This window comes from Heyndrickxia acidicola, from assembly GCF_001636425.1.
GTDB lineage: Bacteria > Bacillota > Bacilli > Bacillales > Bacillaceae_C > Bacillus_AE > Bacillus_AE acidicola.
The window spans coordinates 1,631,937-1,650,158 of sequence record NZ_KV440953.1; the positions used below are offsets into that span (position 1 = coordinate 1,631,937).

An 18,222-nucleotide genomic window follows, 5' to 3' on the forward strand; every position below is an offset into this window, starting at 1 on the left:
TGACCATTGTTTAGATTATTTAGGAACAACCTGGCATACCGTGAAACGTTCCTCGGCAAAAAAGCGATCAGCTGTCTTTTTTAATTCGTCAAAGGTTATTCCCTCAAGCACTGGTACAACATCAAACAAATTCATTTCATTAAAGGAATATCTAGTAAATTGATTTGCAATAAACTCAGGTGAATTTAATTGTCTAAGAAAGCCGCCAATTTTCTTCTTCTTGGTGCGCTCCAGTGCTGCTTCTGATAAATGCTTTCCTGTTTTTGCTTCAAGCATATAGCCTTTGAGGCGTTCTGCCAGTTCATCAGGCCGATCCGTATCTCCACCTGCCATAGCAAAACCAAAGCCCGATTCCTGGGTATAGTCATAGGAAAAGGATTCATCAATCAGTCCTTCATTGTACAGAGCATAATAAAGATCCGAGCTTTTCCCAAAAAGTATATCTAACAGAACATTCACCGTTAGTTCATTCTTAAGCATCTCTTTTCCACTTTGTTCCGTATCCATTGCCTTTACTCCAACTAGACATTTTGGAGTTTGCACGTTCATTTTTAGTACTTTTTTCTTTTCAGCAACTTCTGGAGGTTCAGCTTCAAATCTTCTTTGAATATCTGGCTGCTTTGTATAATCTTTTTTACTTTGGTTTTCTTTAATCAGATCCATAATTTTCTGAGGATCAACCGGACCTACTACAAAAAAGAGCATATTGCTTGGATGGTAAAACGTGTTATAGCATTCATATAAAAGCTTATCTGTAATATGGGAGATGGATTCAATGGTACCGGCTATGTCTATTTTAACCGGGTGATGTTTATACATATTTTCAATAACCCCAAAGTAAAGTCTCCAATCCGGGTTATCATCATACATGGTGATTTCCTGTCCAATAATCCCTTTCTCTTTTTCAACAGTTTTTTCGGTGAAATACGGACTTTGGACCATATCAATCAACGTTTCCAGATTCTTCTCCACATTGCTAGTGCTTGAAAATAGATACGCTGTTCTGTTAAATGTCGTGAAGGCATTTGCAGATGCACCCTGCTTTGAGAACTGCTGGAATACATCACCATCTTCTTTTTCAAACAGCTTGTGTTCCAAAAAATGCGCAATTCCGTCTGGAACGTGGTGAAATTCCTTTTGCTCCTGGGGAATAAAATCATTATCAACTGAACCATATTTAGTCGTAAACGTCGCAAAGGTTTTATTAAACCCCTGCTTTGGAAGAATATAGACATCTAAACCATTATCCATTTTTTCATAATAAAGCGTTTCTGTTAATTGATCAAAGGCAATGTTTTTCACTCTTTATTCCTCCGCTCCTGTTAAAAAATAAATAGTATCCATTTCAATCTTTTTCGCTGTTTCAACAATTTGTTCTTTTGTAACCTTTTCAGTTCCTTCAATCCATAGCTCAAATTTTAAATCCTGTTTTGCCACCACATTGTGATACAAAATTTCAACCAGACCTCTTGCCGTATCAACAGTTTCTAATAGCTGATTATTAATCACCGCTTTGGTCTGCTTTATTTCATCCTCTGAAAAATTCCCCTTTTTCATTTCGTCAAATTGTTCGTTAATAATGGTAACGGCTTGATTATAATTTTTGTTCTCAATTCCGCTCATTACCATCATCAAGCCTTTATGGCTTTCAAGGCGGCTTGCAGCATAGTAGGCGAGACTCGCTTTTTCCCGTACATTAATAAACAGCTTTGAATGTGAAAATCCTCCAAATATTCCATTAAACATTTGCAAAGCAAAATAATTTGGATCACCATAGGTAATGTTGGTTCTGAAGCCAATATTTAATTTCCCTTGTTTAACCTCTTGTGTCTCCTTAATTTCTTTTACTTTTTCAACTTGATGCTGCTTCCTGGTTTCAACAACCTGTGGAGTGCGTGACTCGAATTGTAATCTTTCACAAAATTCCTCCACTTCATGTTCTTCTACGTCCCCAATCACGTACAAATCCAACTCATCTTCGTTTAACGCGCTTTTATAATATTGATAAAGGGACTCCGGAGTAATAGAATGAATACTTTCCTTTTCACCATTTGCTTCAAGTGCATATGGCTCTCCCTCACACATCTCTTCTACAAGGCGTACACTTGAATAACGCATCTTATCATCATAAATGGATTGAATTCTTTGTTTTAAAGTCCTTTTTTCTTTTTCCACCGTTTCTGCATGGAATGCCTCATTTTCTGCATTGGGATTCAGCAGAACCTCTGACAGAAAGTCGATTCCTTTTTTCAGCAAAGGAGTCGTATCCTTCAAGAACTTTTCGTTCGCTATATCAATTGTAAAGGAAATAACATGATACTCCCCTTTTTTGGCCAGATCCACAAAAAAACCGGCTCCATACAAATCATCTAAATAAGATCGCAGCGCGGTGGTAGTGGGATATATTTTCGTACTGCTTTGGAGGACATTTGGCAGCAGCGCCCTTAACGTTACTGTATCTGAAGTTAAAGGGGCTTTCATTTTCCAAATAAGTGTATTTGTTTTATATTTACTCGTCTTGACAATATGTAAATTAAATCCATTTTTCTTTTTGATTATTTCATTTACCGTCATAACCATTCCTCCTTATAAATTAGGATGCTGCTGCATAAATTGCCGCTTACTTCATAATACTATTTTGGAATGAAGTTATTCTTACTATACATTCTTTTAAACAATTCCTTCAAGTATTTGCCTTTACAGGAAGGAATCTCTGCGCTTATTCTCACCATTTCAAACATCTGCCTGTTCTCCCCCAGGTTTTGAGATTATTCTCTCAACTGAATGAGCAAAAAAAAGACTCCTAAGAGGGAGTCTTTCACTTTTATCTATGGCCTTTAATATATGGCTGTCCTGATGCTTTTGGTGCGTCTGCTCTGCCAATGAAGCCTGCAAGAGCAAGAATTGTCAACACATAAGGTGCTATTAATAAAATAACATCAGGTATATGCTTCATAAACGGAATATCCGCCCCCACTATACTTAAACTTTGGGCAAAGCCGAAGAATAGAGCCGCGCCCATCGCTCCAAGCGGATGCCATTTTCCAAAGATCATGGCTGCAAGCGCCATGAAACCTTGTCCAGAAATCGTAGAGTAACTGAAATTCAGTGTAATGGACTGGGCATAAACCGCACCGCCAAGTCCGCCAAATATTCCTGAAAGCACAACGGCAAAGTATCGCATTTTTACCACGTTGATTCCCATGGTGTCAGCCGCCATTGGATGTTCTCCAACTGAACGGAGCCTTAAACCAAAGGGTGTTTTATAGATGATATACCACACAACCACGGCCATGATGATAGCAAGGTAAGATGGATAGGTTACATTGGTAAAGAAAATATCCCCAATAATGGGTATGTGTTTTAAAACAGGAATATCGACTTGTTTGAAATTATTTACGATAAAGTCCGTTTGACCTTTTCCGTATAATTTTTTTACAAGGAATACAGCAAGACCCAACGCTAAAAAGTTAATGGCAACACCGCTTACTGTTTGGTCTGCCCTAAAGGTTATCGCCGCTACTGCATGCAAAAGAGCAAATAAACCAGCCGCCACCATCGCCACCACTAATCCAAGCCATGGAGCTGCACCTCCAAGAGATTTTCCAAAGGTTAAGTTAAACACTATAGAACTGAAAGCACCAATAATCATCAAGCCTTCAAGACCAATATTTACTACACCGGATCTTTCCGAGAAAACGCCTCCCAGGGCAGTGAAAATTAAAGGTGCAGCCGATAAAAGAGAAGCAGAAATAATTATCTCCAGCGCTGTCATTAAGCTCATTTATTTTACCTCCCTTTTAAATCGAGTGATTAACCACTTGATCATATAGCTTGATGCAACAAAAAATATGATAAGAGCGATGACAATGTCCACCAGTTCAGTCGGCACACCGGATTGAAGCGGCATATTTAACGCCCCTACTTTTAAAGCACCGAACAATAAAGCAGCAAGCACAACCCCAAGTGCTGTGTTTCCTCCTAATAAAGCAACAGCTATACCATCAAAACCAATTCCTGTAAAAGTATTATTTAGTGCAGCATGCCCGAATTCTCCCAGTCCTTCCATGGCACCGCCGAGTCCGGCAAAGGCACCGGAAATAACCATAGATAAGATAATATTGCGATTCACATGCATCCCTGCATACTGAGATGCATGCTGATTAAACCCGACAGCCTTTAACTCGAAGCCCAAAGTTGTTTTTTCAAGCAAGTACCACATTATAACTGCCGCAATAATAGAAAGATAGATTCCATTATGTAAAGTGGAGTCATCTGTGATACTGGATAGAAAATTGGATTTTAACGATGCAGAACTTGGTACGTCTTTGGTAATATCACCCTGGTTTGAAAGGACATTACGTACAATATAGTTTGTGACCTGAAGTGCAATATAGTTCATCATGATCGTGACAATAACTTCATGAACTCTAAGACGTGCTTTTAAAATTCCAGGTATGAACCCCCAAATTGCTCCGGCAGCAGCCGCTGCCAGAATAGCTAAAGGCAGGTGGATGATTTTAGGAAGGTGAAAAGCCAGTCCTACCCATACAGCTGCAATCCAGCCGACTAAAAGCTGCCCTTCGACGCCAATATTGAATAACCCCGTTCTAAAGGCGAAGGCTACTGCAAGACCAGCAAATATATAAGGAGTCATCTGACGGAGGGTTTCACCAATATAAAACGTTTGTCCAAAAGCACCATCCCAAAGAGCGGCATAGCCTGTTAACGGGTTATACCCGCTAATAAGCATTATTATCGCTCCTGCAATAATTCCTAATAGGACGGCAATAACAGGAATTAATAAATTTACTAGACGATTAGACATTCCCAAATTCACCCGCTTCCTTCTGTTTTGACCCTGCCATCAGCAAGCCCAGCTCCGTTTCAGACGTTTGATTTGGATCGACGATCGCCACTACATTCCCTTCAAAAATAACGGCAATCCGGTCACTGACATTCATAATTTCATCCAGCTCGAATGATAATAGCAGAACAGCCTTGCCTTGATCACGCTGTTCTATTAGGCGTTTATGGATGAATTCGATTGCACCGACATCCAGCCCCCTTGTGGGCTGTGCTGCGATTAAGAGGTCCGGGTTTCGGTCAACTTCCCTGCCAATTATGGCTTTTTGCTGATTTCCTCCAGACAAAGACCTAGCTTTTGTCTCTTCGCTTGGCGTTCTTACATCAAATTCTTCTATTATTTTTTTCGCCTTTTTAACTATTTCTTTATGATTCAAAAATCCGCCTTTTGAATAAGGTTTCTGATAATAAGTTTGGAGAACAATATTTTCAGCAATGGTATAATCCAATACTAATCCATGCTTATGCCGGTCTTCCGGAATATGACCGATTCCGCTTTCAGTAATCTTTCTAGGTTTTAAGTTTAGAATGTCTTTCCCATTTACCTTAATGGAGCCGCTAACGGCTTTTCTAAGACCCGTAATGGATTCAATTAATTCGGATTGTCCATTTCCGTCTACCCCAGCGAGCCCGACAATCTCTCCTGCCCTAACTGTTAAATTCAATCCTCTTACCGCCTGGACACCCCTTGAATCATTCACTACCAGCTCATTTATTTCCAGTATCGATTCCCCTGGGATGGAGTGCTTCTTTTCCGTTTTAAAGGATACTTCACGGCCGACCATTAAATTGGCAAGTTCATTTGGGTTGGTTTCGCTCACATTGACTGTACCAATCCCTTTGCCCTTTCTTATAACAGTCACTCTATGGCACACTTCCATAATCTCTTTCAGCTTGTGAGTAATAAGAATGATCGACTTGCCCTCTTTAATTAAGGTTTTCATAATTTGAATCAATTCATTAATCTCTTGAGGTGTTAAAACAGCAGTTGGTTCATCAAATATAATGATGTCTGCACCCCGATATAATGTTTTTAATATTTCAACTCTTTGCTGCATACCAACTGAGATATCAGCAATTTTAGCTTTAGGATCGACTGATAATCCGTATTTTTCTGAAATCTCTCTAACTTCTTGTTCAGCTTTTTTAATATCTATCCTTCCGCCGGATTTTGGCTCTTTCCCTAGAATGATATTTTCAGTGACGGTAAACTTATCTACCAGCATAAAATGCTGATGGACCATTCCGATACCTAAATCATTTGCTATATTGGGATTGGTAATGGCAACACGGGATCCATTTACACGAATTTCTCCTTTTTCAGGCTGGTAAAGACCAAAAAGAACATTCATTAATGTGGATTTTCCTGCTCCATTTTCACCGAGCAGAGCATGTATTTCCCCTTTTTTTAACTGTAAAGTGATATTATCGTTTGCTATGATGCCAGGGAATTCCTTGCGTATATTCAGCATCTCAATAACATAATCCACCCTTATCCACTCCTTGTAAGGTAACAGACTTGTAATACGTAGTACAAAAGAAATTAAGCAAAGCGTGCACTCTTTACTAACCCTAAATGAAAAATAGAAAAGCTTCTGTTTTTCATTTAAGGTTCTTCCAGAGACAGACTTAAACTGCCTTCTCTGGAAGAACAGAGGCAAAAGAATTAATTTGTTGGTTTTGTCGGAATATTAACTTGTCCGTTGATGATCTTTTGTTTCCAATCATCCACTTGTTTTAACACATCTTTTGAAATATTTTCAGTAGATGGAGCGATGCCAACTCCCCCTTGTTTTAAACCGTATTCAATTTGTTGTCCGCCAGGGAATTTGCCGTCTTTTGTTTTTTGGGATAAATCAATTACAGCCTTATCTACGTGTTTAACCATTGATGTCAGTGTTACATCATATTGCTTGTTGTTGACTGTCACTTTACCTTCGTCGTACTGGTCACGGTCTACACCGATAACCCAAATATTTCTGCTTGGGTCTTGTTGTTTGAGGTTTTTCGCTTCAGTAAATACACCAATTCCGGTAGCGCCGGCAGCATGATAAATAATATCATCGCCTGTTTGATACATGGCAGCTGCCATAGATTGTCCTTTGCTGGCGTTGTCAAATGCACCGGCAAATTGAATCTGTACATTGGCTTTTGGATTTACTGCTTTAACTCCAGCTTGGAAGCCGGCAGCAAATTTGTTGATCAGATCGCTGTCTGTTCCGCCAATGAAGCCAATTTTGTTGGTTTTAGTTGTTAATCCTGCTACTACCCCAACAAGGAATGATCCTTCCTGCTCCTTGAATGTTATGCTCGCTACATTGTTTTGCCCTGTAATCACATCATCCACAATGGCAAAATCATCATTTTTACGCTGTGCTGCAATCTGCTTTACTGCAGGTGTCAGGTTGTAGCCGATTCCATATGTAAGATTAAAACCATTACGTACGGAGGCATTCAGGTTCGTTGTATAATCAGAGCTTGAATTAGATTGGAAGTACGTGTAACCACCAGTACCTTTTTTCATGTTATTGTCCTGACCGAATTTTTGCAGCCCTTCCCATGCAGACTGGTTGAAGGATTTATCGTCAATGCCGCCTACGTCTGTTACTAGTGCAACCGAAAATTTACTTTTGTCCCCAGATTTCCCTTGATCGCTTCCACAAGCACTTAAAAGCGTTCCTGCCGCTAGAACTAATGACAACGCTAACCCGATTTTACGCTTTTTCAAAATGAGTACCCCCTAATGGTTTGTTTGATTAAAACTAGTAGGCGTTTTAAAGTGATCGATTCATATACGCTTTCTTAAGACATGAAAGCTGAATTTATCCGCTTTAAAAAAATTGACAGAGTATAGTATCGCCTCGTCCTTCTCATCAAAGTGAAGCTGCTTTAACACTAAGAGGGCAGTTTCCGGATCACATTCCAAAATTGGCGAAATTTTTTCGTGGTAACCAACAGGTTCAATTTGCGCCACAGCATGTGTGATTTTTCTGTTATCTTCCTCGAGTATTTTCAAGAAAGAGATATCCCGGTTCGTAAAATCCCTAGGAAATAGCTTAACCGGCATTTTATCAATACAGTAAACCACCGGTTCTCCATTCGCAGTTCTTACCCTCTCAACAACAGCAATCTCATCTTCCCTTTCACAAGAAAAACGGCGGATATCCTCCTCAGTCGGACATTGGGTCGTTTGGCTTAAAAAGATTGTGCCGGGTTCCATGCCTGCATTTGCAATCATTTCAGTGACACTGTAAAGCTGTTCTATCCCTGAAGAAAATAACGGCTTAGGATTTACGAAGGTTCCAACACCATGACGGCGGGTAATCACGTTCTCTTCTTCAAGGACGCGAAGTGCCTCCCGTAAAGTGGCCCTGCTGACCCCTAACTGTTTAGCCAGGTCAAATTCCGATGGCAAACGTTCATTTTCTTGGAAAACGCCTGCTTTTATATCATCCTTTAGCCTGTCCATGACCTGCAGATATAAATGTCTACTATCTGTTCTTATTGACATAAGAGGAATCCCACCAATCTTTCTAAAGACATCAGACCTCTGATGTTTTTTTCCTACTAACCGAAAATACTATATCATGTTTTTTTCAATTTAGAAACAAAATTATTACATTTTGTCGAAAAAAGGCGACTTCATTTTATAAATAGAATAATCAATCTTTTTTATGTAGAAAAGCGCAAGCGCCTCGTTCATCGGCGTACGGATTTCACAGTCTTTGACTGAGATAAGGAAACACAGCGAGGTTTTTTACGAGCTGATGTTGACTTATCACAGGGAGAAGACGGAGAAATCCGCTAGCCGATAGGCGCTGGAGCTAGACAAAGAAAAGTGCAGGCGCCTCGTTCACCGGCGTACGGATTTCACAGTCTTTGACTGAGATAAGGAAACAGAGCGAGGTTATCAACGAGCTGATGTTGACTTATCGTAGGGAGAAGATGGAGAAATCCGCTAGCCGATAGGCGCTGGAGCTAGACAAAGAAAAGTGCAGGCGCCTCGTTCACCGGCGTACGGATTCCGTAGTCTTCAACTGAGATAAAGGAAACACAGCGAGGCTATCCACGAGGTGTTGTTGGCTGGGAGAAGACGGAGAAATCCTTACGCCGATAGGAGCTGGACAAAGACGATGTTAGGAACAAAGCCTTTCTCATTAACGTCAAAAAGAGCGAATGACTGGTATCCGCTCTTTTTATCACCTCTATGAGCTTTGTTCTTCAGATGGCTTTGGCACCAATACTGTCCTTGGTTTACTGCCTTCATACGGTCCTACTACTCCGCGAAGTTCCATTTCGTCTATCAATCTTGCAGCGCGGGTGTATCCTACTCGAAAGCGCCTCTGCAGCATGGATACGGATGCCGTTTGCATTTCAGCGATTAATTGCACCGCATCTTCATATAACTCGTCATCCACCTCAGCTGTCGTTTCAGGTATATCATCCGGTATCATTTCTTCCTGATACTGAGCTTTTTGCTGGGAAATGACAAAGTTAACGACATCCTCCACTTCTTCATCTGATAGGAACGCCCCCTGCACACGAATGGGTTTGGACGCTCCTACAGGCAGAAATAGCATATCCCCTCTTCCTAATAGCTTTTCAGCTCCGCCCATATCCAGAATGGTTCTGGAATCAGTGGCAGAAGATACCGCAAAAGCGATACGTGAAGGAATATTTGCTTTTATTACCCCTGTGATGACATCTACAGAAGGGCGCTGTGTTGCAATAATCAAATGGATACCCGCTGCACGGGCCATTTGGGCGAGACGAGTAATAGAATCCTCCACATCATTCGACGCTACCATCATTAAATCTGCGAGCTCATCTACAATAACCACTATATAAGGAAGCTGTGGATGTTTTTCTCCGCTTGCGAGATTTTCCCGCTTTACATAGTCGTTATATCCTTCAATGTTTCTAGTGCCTGTATGGGAAAATAGCTCATACCGTCTTTCCATTTCACTTACAACCTTTTGAAGAGCCTGTGATGCTTTCTTTGGATTGGTTACAACAGGGGCAAGTAAATGCGGTACCCCATTGTATACATTTAGCTCCACCATCTTTGGATCAACCATCATAAGCTTTACTTCATGAGGCTTAGCCCGCATTAAAATGCTAGTAATAATACCATTAATACAAACACTCTTTCCGCTTCCTGTTGCTCCGGCAACCAATAAATGCGGCATTTTATTGAGCTCGGCCAGAACTGCCTGACCGGTTATATCTCTCCCTAAACCAATTTGAAGCTTGGAATCGGGCTTGTTTTGTTCCTTCGACTCTAGGACTTCCCTTAAGGCAACCACTGCAATCTCTGAATTAGGAACTTCTATGCCGATGGCCGATTTACCCGGTATAGGTGCTTCCATACGTATGTCTTTTGCCGCAAGCGCCAAAGCAAGGTCATCACTCAAGCTGACTATTTTGCTTACCTTTACACCTACATCAGGATTTACTTCATATTTTGTAACGGCAGGACCAAGATGAACTTGGGTAACGCGAGCCTTTACTCCAAAGCTTTGAAAGGTCCTTTCTAGCTTGGCCGCATTTGCATGAATAAGCTTATATTCATTGCTCTGGTCCGCTGATTTCGGGCGCTTTAAGAGAGACAGGCTCGGAAGCTGATAGGATTCATTTTCCGGTTCTGAAAAAGAAATGCTCTGTGTTAGTACATCGTCTTTATCTTGAGGATTTTCCTGTTTCTCCTCAGAAGAAGCAGGCTTGGCTTTAAGTTCCTCTTCTTCCATTCTTGAACCGTATGCCTTTTCAGTAAAGCTTGAAATAAGCGGTTTAATGACTTCATCTGCTTCCACTGCAGGAATCTCCGAAATCTCAGGCTCTTTTTGTTTCACATCGGCATCTTTTACTCTGCGTTCTTTCTTTTTTTCTATCCGGTCGGATTTCCACTCTGACAGGTCCCTTTTGGATGCCTGCCACTGGCTGCGAACAAAAACTTTGACCTTTTCCATTGCTTTTTCAAAAAAGCTTCCGATGGATTTTCCTGTAATTAATACAAAACCGATCACGATAAGAACAAAGCATAAAAATTTTGTTCCCAATGAGTCAAACAGAAAATGAGAAACGGCAAATAAGACTGCTCCAATCATTCCTCCGCCCATATCCGGTGTCGAGGTTTCTCCTTTAACCTCCCGTGAAAATTGCTCCCAGGTGTTGGTAATGACACTGGCATTTTTCAATTGGCCTTCTTGCGTCAGCATTTCAAAAAGCTTGACGTGGCTCATCAGCAATAGGCTTGATAACATTATGTAAAGACCATTTAATCTCCTGCTGAAGAAAAAAGGCCATTCACGTTTAATCATTAAGTAGACAGCAAGGCAAATGACTCCTACAAGGGCAACCATATACCATTCACCTAAAAAGAACCTGAAAAAAAGGTCAATGGCTCTTCCTACTGCTCCTAAATGGATAATGGAAATAAGGCTTAGAGCAATAAGAATAATGCCTGTCACTTCAATGCGGAGGTTTCCTTTCGATTGATTCGATTTTTTGTTTCTCTGCTTTTTTTTAGCCATTCTATCACCTTCAAAGAGAAAACTCCTGATTTTTTCCTTCATTAGATAAGAAAGCAGCCATTAACGGCTGCTTTTTCAATTAACACTATTATAGCATAATGATGGTGATTACGGAATTTCTTTCATATTGATTATCCTGCTTTAACTCATTGAAATGTAGGCTCCAGGCATTAGACCCTCACTAAGATAATCGGCAGGATTGCTGCTGAGGACACGAATAATGCGATAATATTGTTCTTCCTGCTCTACAAGGAGGGGCACCCCATTATATTGAATCGTTCTTTGTTTTGTAAATTCACTTGGATCGGTTTGAAAAATAATCTCCTCAGGAACGGTAGTATATAATATCACTGAATAAGTCCCTCCTGCTCCTTCGTTGACTTTCTCATCTCAATTAATTCATTCAGCTTTTTCAACGCCTGGCCGATGCCTCCCACTTCCTCAATGAGTCCTGAATTAACAGCATCCTTCCCTACCACGTTCGTTCCAATATCCCTTGTAAGGTTTCCCCTGGCAAACATTAAGTCTTTAAAAGTTTCTTCCTTTATTTTGGAGTGCTTTGTTACAAAGTTAATTACTCTTTCCTGCATTTTATCCAAGTATTCAAAGGTTTGGGGAACACCAATGACCAATCCGGTTAAGCGGATCGGATGAATCGTCATAGTGGCTGTTTCTGCAATAAAAGAGTAATCGCAGGAAACGGCAATCGGTACACCTATTGAATGACCGCCTCCTAAAACGATGGAGACTGAGGGTTTGGATAATGAAGCAATCATCTCAGAAATAGCTAATCCTGCCTCAACATCTCCGCCAACTGTATTAAGAATCACAAGCAATCCTTCAATTTTCGGGTTTTGTTCGATGGCAACAAGCTGTGGAATGATGTGCTCATATTTCGTCGTTTTATTTTGCGGGGGAAGCTGCATATGCCCCTCTATTTGTCCAACAATGGTTAAACAATGGATATTAGAATCCTGATTAACCTGCGGAACATTCGTTTGTCCAAGCTGCTGTATTTTTTCAATTAATCCTGATGGCGGATTCCCTTTTTGGTCTTCTTTATCGGGTGACGGCTGCGGCTGGTCCATATGTGTATCATTATTCATTCTCAACACTCCTTTTCAGCTCATTACTTTCATTTTTTTATTGGCTTTGATATCTTACCGTTAATTTACCTTCAAACACCATTGGGTCATGAAGTGCTAATAGTATTTTTTATCAAAGGCTGTATTCAAATGGATTGTTGCTTTACGAACAAAGGATAAAATCCGTATTTTGTCCTTCTTCGTGCCTTTTCGTAGTAAATTCAACAGATTTTATTAAAGAACCATTGAATTTCATCATTCTATTTTTGTGTTAACTATGAACAAAGTTTACGAAAAGAGCATAGTCAAGAGGGTCCTTAGACTGCCTTCTTTTATCGTCATACTGATAAAACTAGTATTCACTGGACCTGCGTTTTCATACGGGTTTTTCAATAAAAAACACCGATACCACATGGCATCGGTGTTTTTCGTAATATAACACGTAAATTATACTTCCATAATAATAGGAATAATCATTGGCCTTCTCTTTGTTTTTTCGTATAAGAAATGGTTAAGCTGGTCACGAATGTCCTGTTTAATACTTGACCAATCAAAAGCATCTTTTGTGGTGTTTTTTTCCACGATAGACTGTACCAGCTTTGTAGAGTCACTCATTAACTCTTCAGACTCCCGCACGTATACAAAGCCTCTTGAGATGATTTCGGGACCGGCCACGATCCCTTTTCTTGCTTTGTTCAATGTCACAACAACAATTAAGATTCCATCCTGTGACAATAGTCTTCGATCACGCAAAACAATATTCCCTACATCTCCAACACCGCTTCCATCAATCAGCACATTCCCAGCAGTTACACGGCCAGAAGTCATTAGCTCGCCATTCTTATATTCAATAACCTCTCCCTTATTCGGGATCAAGATTCTCTCTTTTGGAATTCCAACCTCCTGGGCAAGCTTAGAATGTGCAATCAGCATACGGTATTCACCTTGGATGGGGATGAAGTATTTAGGCTTCATAAGGTTCAGCATAAACTTCAAATCCTCCTGGAAGCCATGTCCGGTTACATGAACCTTACGGCTGCTTGACAATACATTGGCACCTGCTCTGTAAAGCATGTCCACAGTTTTAGACATAAATAGCTCCAATCCAGGCGATGGGCTCGCTGCAATGAACACAGAGTCACCCTTTTGAATTTGAATGTTTCGGTGCGACTTTTTCACCATTTTTTGCAGAACCATAAATGGTTCTCCTTGGTTTCCAGTTGTCAGCACAACTACTTTATTATCGGGATATTGACTGATTTCTTTGGCAGTGATCAGCATATCATCTGACTTCACCTGTAAATACCCCTGCTTCAAAGCAATGTCATACACGCGTTCAATGCTTTTTCCCACAACGGCAACCTTTCGGCCAGTTTCAAAAGCAGAATCTAAAACCTGTTGGATTCGAATAATGTTTGAAGCAAAACAAGCAACAATAATGCGGCCTGCAGAAGCTCTGAAAGCACTGGAAATTTCATTTGCTATAACCGATTCAGAAGTAGTATGGCCGGGATGCTCTGCTTCTGTACTGTCAGAAAGAAGGCAAAGGACTCCCTCATCACCGATACGCGCCATTTTTCCAAGTTCAGAACGGTAATCAGCTGAAACCGTTTGATCAAATTTAAAATCTCCTGTATGAACGATGCTTCCTTCTGATGTATGAATGCAGATACCTACAGAATCCGGAACGCTGTGTGTCGTCTTAAAAAAGCTGATGTCTGCCGACTCAAATCGAAGCAGGGAATCAGAATGAATAGTAATGAATTGTGTTTCATGCTTAACTTTAACGTCCTTAAGTTTTTCTTTTGCCAGCGCAATGGTCAATTTCGTCCCATACACTGGAATATTCAGCTTCATTAAAATGTACGGAAGTGCGCCCATGGCATCATCATGTCCATGAGTTAAGAACAGCCCCTGTATACGGTCTTTATTTTCCTCCAGATAGGTAATGTCGGGAATGACAATATCAATTCCGAGCATTTCATTCTCAGGAAACATTAAACCGCTGTCCAAAATAAATAAATCCTGGTCCACTTCCACTATGTACATATTCTTGCCTATTTCTCCGACTCCCCCGAGCGGAATAATTTTAATAGATTCATTTTCTCTGTTATTCAAATTTCAGTTCCTCCCACGCTGTATTTCCGACCTAAATCAGTTATACCCATTATACTTGATTTTAAAAAAACAGTTCAAGAAAATTGAATATTCATAAAGGATAATTTTTAGATGCCGACTTTTTAAGGTCTATCACACTTTAAGATTCCCATATAAAAAAAGAGTCGGGAGTCCAGCTCCCAACCCGGCCATTTACCATCAATCCTTATATATTGTTAAGTAAGGCTTGCAATGCATCCCGTTCCTGTTCGTCTAAAGGGACAAGCGGAAGCCTGACGGAACCCACTCCTAGCCCTTTAAGCTGCAAAGCTGTTTTTACAGGCACCGGGCTTGGAGCCTGGAAAAGCCCCTTCATTAATGGCAGAAGAGACTGGTGAAGCTTAGCAGCTTTTTCAATCGACCCATTAAAGAATGCATCAATCATTTCCTTCATCTCATTTCCAATAATATGGGATGCAACCGAAACAATTCCTGCACCGCCAATTGAAAGAACAGGAAGGGTAATTCCATCATCTCCGCTGTAAAGAGCAAAATCATCGTCCGTTTTTGAAATAATTTCGGTCATGGCATCTAGGTTGCCGCTTGCTTCTTTTACAGCAACAATATTTGGAATGCGGGACAATTCAATTACTGTACCAGGATCGATACTCACGACCGTTCGTCCCGGAACATTATAAATCATTACAGGCAATGAGGTTGATTCCGCTATGGTTCTAAAGTGCTCATAGATTCCGCGCTGATTAGGTTTGTTATAGTAAGGAGCCACAAGCATAATGGCGTCCACTCCCGTTTCCTCTGCCTTTTTTGTCAGTTCTATAGAGGCATAGGTATTATTGCTTCCGGTTCCGGCAATAACAGGCACACGGCCATCTGCAACTTTTACTACATGTTTAAAAAGAGCCAATTTTTCTTCGGTTGACAAAGTAGGGGACTCACCAGTCGTCCCAGCTACAACAAGAGAATCCGATCCATTTTCAATCAAGTATTCCACAAGCTGTGTCGTTTTTTGAAAATCAATATTTCCTTTATTATCAAAAGGTGTAACCATTGCGGTTGAAATACGGCCAAAATGACTCATACTTTCACTCCTCTTCCAATCTATATGTTGTTCCTTCGGTGCAGATTTCTTATTCTTTCACAATGTCCAATGCTTCTTCCTGCAATTGAAAAGCATCGTGAAGAGCATTTACAGAGCTGACTAGATCGGATTCCTTCACAAGAACCCAAATGGTTGTATGGCTGTCAGCGGACTGAAGGATGCGAATTCCTTCTTCAGAAAGTGCCTTTACAATTTTGTATGTTACTCCAGGTACACCAGCAATCCCGGCTCCAACAACAGATACTTTGGCGCACTCTCTCTCAATGACCGGATCGTACCCCATATCAACAAGTATTTTTTCTGCCCGGTCCACAGCATCAGCAGCTACCGTATAGACAACACCTGTTGGAGAAATATTCATAAAATCTACACTAATGGATTCGCTGGCCATAGCCTTAAAGACTTCAGTCTGTAAATTGTATTGGCCGTCTTTTGCAAATACTTTAATCTGAGAAATGTTTGGAACGTAGGCAATCCCTGTTACCATCCTTTCACGGATATCGGTTCCCTTCATTTGTTTATTTAAGGATGTAACAAGGGTACCCACATCGTTTGTATAGGTTGAACGGATGCGAATAGGGACTTTCGCCTGCATAGCAATCTCTACGGCCCGTGGATGGATCACTTTAGCTCCCTGATATGCCATATTACATACTTCCGTATAAGTGACCACGGGAAGTTTTCTTGCATTTTCTGCTATCCTCGGATCTGCAGTCATAATGCCGTCCACATCTGTAAAGATATCGATCCACTCTGCATTCAATGCAGCTCCCAAAGCCGCTGCAGACGTATCGCTGCCGCCCCGGCCAATCGTTGTTACATCTCCGTTCCTAGAAGCGCCCTGGAATCCAGCTACGACCACAACATCATGATCTTCTAGTTCCTTTTTCAGGCGATCGCATTTCATTTCAATGATTTTTGCATTCGTATGCTCGGCATTCGTACGGAAGCCTGCCTGCGCTCCTGTTAATGATACAGCCTTAACCCCTTTATTTAAAAGCATATTGGAAAACACCAAACTCGAAATCACCTCGCCGCAGGAAAGCAGCAGGTCCTGCTCCCTGCTGCTCAAACGGGTATTTGAACTGCCTACAAGAGATAATAATGTATCCGTCGCATAGGGTTCTCCTTTTCTTCCCATTGCCGAAACGACTGCCACTACTTTGTATCCTTCCTTTAATGCATCCTTAATATGATTGATAGCAAGAAGACGGCTGCTCTCATCCCTTACAGAGGTCCCGCCAAACTTCTGAACAATTAACTTCATTTTAACACCTCTATATATTAGTTAAATGCCTAATCGCTTTATGCAGACATGAAAATATAATAGTTAAATGCCGTGCGCTAAAAAAGTATGATTATACAAGGTTCAGCTTAATAAGGCTTTCCGCAATTTGGACTGAATTCCAGGCTGCCCCTTTTAATAGGTTGTCAGAAACTACCCACATATGAAATCCATTTTCCTCATCTAGATCCTTGCGAATTCTGCCTACAAATGTATCATTTTTACCAACAGCATGGGCAGGCATTGGATAAACCTGATTGGAAGGATCATCTTCAAGCACCACTCCATCTGCCTGTAGTAATATCCCTTGAAGATCCGAAACAGTTACAGAATTCTTTTCCACCTCAAAGTATACAGATTCAGAGTGGCCTGTCTCAACAGGAATTCTTACACAAGTAGCAGCCACCTTAAGATTAGGCATATGCATTATCTTCTTGGTTTCATTAATCATCTTCATTTCTTCGTAGGTAAAACCATTCTCTGTAAACACATCAATTTGCGGAACTGCATTAAAAGCAAGCTGATAATGTTTTTTATCACTTTTTACTGGCAGTATTTTCGGTTCAAACGGTTCTTCGGCAAGGAGTGCCTTTGTGTGGTCCTTTAATTCCTGAATAGCAGCTGAACCTGCACCTGAAACTGCCTGATAGGTCGAAACAATCACTTTGCTTAAGCCATATTCTTTTCGGATTGGCTCAAGAGCGACCACCATTTGAATCGTTGAACAATTCGGATTGGCAATAACTCCATTGTGATTTTTCAAATCCTCTTCATTTACTTCAGGAACCACTAAAGGAACTTCTGGATCCATACGGAATGCACTTGTATTGTCAACAACAATTGCACCGCGCTTAACTGCTTCAGGTGCCATCTGTTTGGACACACTTCCCCCCGCACTAAAAAGGGCAATATCTACACCCTCAAAGCTTTCAGGTTTAGCTTCTTGTACTAGTATGCTTTCACCTTTAAATTTAACAGCCTTTCCTGCAGACCGTGCAGAAGAAAGCAGTGTTAACTTCTTAATAGGGAAATTACGTTGTTCCAAAGTTTTTATCATTTGCTGGCCAACTGCTCCTGTAGCACCAAGAACAGCTACATGAAACCCTCTTGTTTCTTTCATAAAAGCATACCCCTTCCATATTTCCTACCTATACATTATTCATCTTCATGTATTTTTTCTACTGCATTCTTATTTCATAAAGTATTTTTTATTTTAAATTGTTTCTTAACGGTTCT

Annotated in this window: 14 protein-coding genes; all 14 read right to left on the reverse strand. The window is 40.7% G+C overall.

From position 1 onward, the window contains the following. Positions 1 to 15 precede the first annotated feature (15 nt). The 14 genes from yfmH to asd all read right to left on the reverse strand — a co-directional run bounded on the left by yfmH (position 16) and on the right by asd (position 18,106). Positions 16 to 1,302, reverse strand: a complete 1,287-nt coding sequence (yfmH, locus tag A5N88_RS07670) for an EF-P 5-aminopentanol modification-associated protein YfmH (protein WP_066264573.1) — start codon at positions 1,300 to 1,302, stop codon at positions 16 to 18. Positions 1,303 to 1,305: 3 nt separating this feature from the next. Continuing rightward, positions 1,306 to 2,574, reverse strand: a complete 1,269-nt coding sequence (gene yfmF / locus A5N88_RS07675) for an EF-P 5-aminopentanol modification-associated protein YfmF (RefSeq protein ID WP_066264575.1) — start codon at positions 2,572 to 2,574, stop codon at positions 1,306 to 1,308. Between the two features lie 250 nt (positions 2,575 to 2,824). Then, positions 2,825 to 3,784 carry an ABC transporter permease gene (locus tag A5N88_RS07680; protein ID WP_066264576.1) on the reverse strand — a complete coding sequence of 320 codons (960 nt, stop codon included), beginning with the start codon at positions 3,782 to 3,784 and terminating at the stop codon, positions 2,825 to 2,827. Then, on the reverse strand, positions 3,785 to 4,828 hold the full coding sequence (locus A5N88_RS07685) for an ABC transporter permease (protein WP_066270344.1): 1,044 nt from the start codon (positions 4,826 to 4,828) through the stop codon (positions 3,785 to 3,787). Then, positions 4,821 to 6,356: an ABC transporter ATP-binding protein gene (locus A5N88_RS07690; protein WP_066264577.1), complete on the reverse strand. Its 1,536-nt coding sequence runs from the start codon at positions 6,354 to 6,356 to the stop codon at positions 4,821 to 4,823. The genes A5N88_RS07685 and A5N88_RS07690 overlap by 8 nt, the downstream gene beginning before the upstream one ends. A 176-nt stretch (positions 6,357 to 6,532) precedes the next feature. Then, positions 6,533 to 7,594 (reverse strand): BMP family lipoprotein, encoded by a 1,062-nt coding sequence (locus tag A5N88_RS07695; protein WP_066264579.1) that lies wholly within the window; start codon positions 7,592 to 7,594, stop codon positions 6,533 to 6,535. A 60-nt stretch (positions 7,595 to 7,654) separates the two neighbouring features. Beyond that, positions 7,655 to 8,377: a GntR family transcriptional regulator gene (locus tag A5N88_RS07700; protein ID WP_066264581.1), complete on the reverse strand. Its 723-nt coding sequence runs from the start codon at positions 8,375 to 8,377 to the stop codon at positions 7,655 to 7,657. Positions 8,378 to 9,071: 694 nt separating this feature from the next. Continuing rightward, a complete protein-coding gene (locus A5N88_RS07705; RefSeq protein WP_066264582.1) occupies positions 9,072 to 11,399 on the reverse strand; it encodes an FtsK/SpoIIIE family DNA translocase in 2,328 nt (775 codons plus the stop codon). Between the two features lie 141 nt (positions 11,400 to 11,540). Further along, complete coding sequence (locus A5N88_RS07710; RefSeq protein WP_066264584.1) at positions 11,541 to 11,750, reverse strand: YlzJ-like family protein; 210 nt, start codon at positions 11,748 to 11,750, stop codon at positions 11,541 to 11,543. Then, positions 11,747 to 12,505: a ClpP family protease gene (locus tag A5N88_RS07715; protein ID WP_412733815.1), complete on the reverse strand. Its 759-nt coding sequence runs from the start codon at positions 12,503 to 12,505 to the stop codon at positions 11,747 to 11,749. Before A5N88_RS07715 ends, A5N88_RS07710 begins: the two co-directional genes overlap by 4 nt. 426 nt (positions 12,506 to 12,931) lie before the next feature. After that, entirely contained in the window at positions 12,932 to 14,602 is a 1,671-nt protein-coding gene (locus tag A5N88_RS07720) for a ribonuclease J (RefSeq protein WP_066264586.1), read from the reverse strand. Between the two features lie 205 nt (positions 14,603 to 14,807). Continuing rightward, complete coding sequence (gene dapA, locus A5N88_RS07725; RefSeq protein ID WP_066264588.1) at positions 14,808 to 15,680, reverse strand: 4-hydroxy-tetrahydrodipicolinate synthase; 873 nt, start codon at positions 15,678 to 15,680, stop codon at positions 14,808 to 14,810. Between the two features lie 49 nt (positions 15,681 to 15,729). Continuing rightward, positions 15,730 to 16,968, reverse strand: a complete 1,239-nt coding sequence (gene dapG / locus A5N88_RS07730) for an aspartate kinase (protein ID WP_066264590.1) — start codon at positions 16,966 to 16,968, stop codon at positions 15,730 to 15,732. 91 nt (positions 16,969 to 17,059) lie between these two features. Continuing rightward, positions 17,060 to 18,106 carry an aspartate-semialdehyde dehydrogenase gene (gene asd / locus A5N88_RS07735; RefSeq protein ID WP_066264592.1) on the reverse strand — a complete coding sequence of 349 codons (1,047 nt, stop codon included), beginning with the start codon at positions 18,104 to 18,106 and terminating at the stop codon, positions 17,060 to 17,062. Positions 18,107 to 18,222 lie beyond the last annotated feature (116 nt).

Excerpts from the sequence above, each read along its gene's own strand:
- asd (WP_066264592.1), bottom strand. The coding sequence starts at position 18,106 with ATGAAAGAAACAAGAGGGTTTCATGTAGCTGTTCTTGGTGCTACAGGA.
- A5N88_RS07680 (WP_066264576.1), bottom strand. The coding sequence starts at position 3,784 with ATGAGCTTAATGACAGCGCTGGAGATAATTATTTCTGCTTCTCTTTTA.
- A5N88_RS07685 (WP_066270344.1), bottom strand. The coding sequence starts at position 4,828 with ATGTCTAATCGTCTAGTAAATTTATTAATTCCTGTTATTGCCGTCCTA.
- A5N88_RS07715 (WP_412733815.1), bottom strand. The coding sequence starts at position 12,505 with ATGAATAATGATACACATATGGACCAGCCGCAGCCGTCACCCGATAAA.
- yfmF (WP_066264575.1), bottom strand. The coding sequence starts at position 2,574 with ATGACGGTAAATGAAATAATCAAAAAGAAAAATGGATTTAATTTACAT.
- dapA (WP_066264588.1), bottom strand. The coding sequence starts at position 15,680 with ATGAGTCATTTTGGCCGTATTTCAACCGCAATGGTTACACCTTTTGAT.
- A5N88_RS07705 (WP_066264582.1), bottom strand. The coding sequence starts at position 11,399 with ATGGCTAAAAAAAAGCAGAGAAACAAAAAATCGAATCAATCGAAAGGA.
- dapG (WP_066264590.1), bottom strand. The coding sequence starts at position 16,968 with ATGAAGTTAATTGTTCAGAAGTTTGGCGGGACCTCTGTAAGGGATGAG.
- A5N88_RS07700 (WP_066264581.1), bottom strand. The coding sequence starts at position 8,377 with ATGTCAATAAGAACAGATAGTAGACATTTATATCTGCAGGTCATGGAC.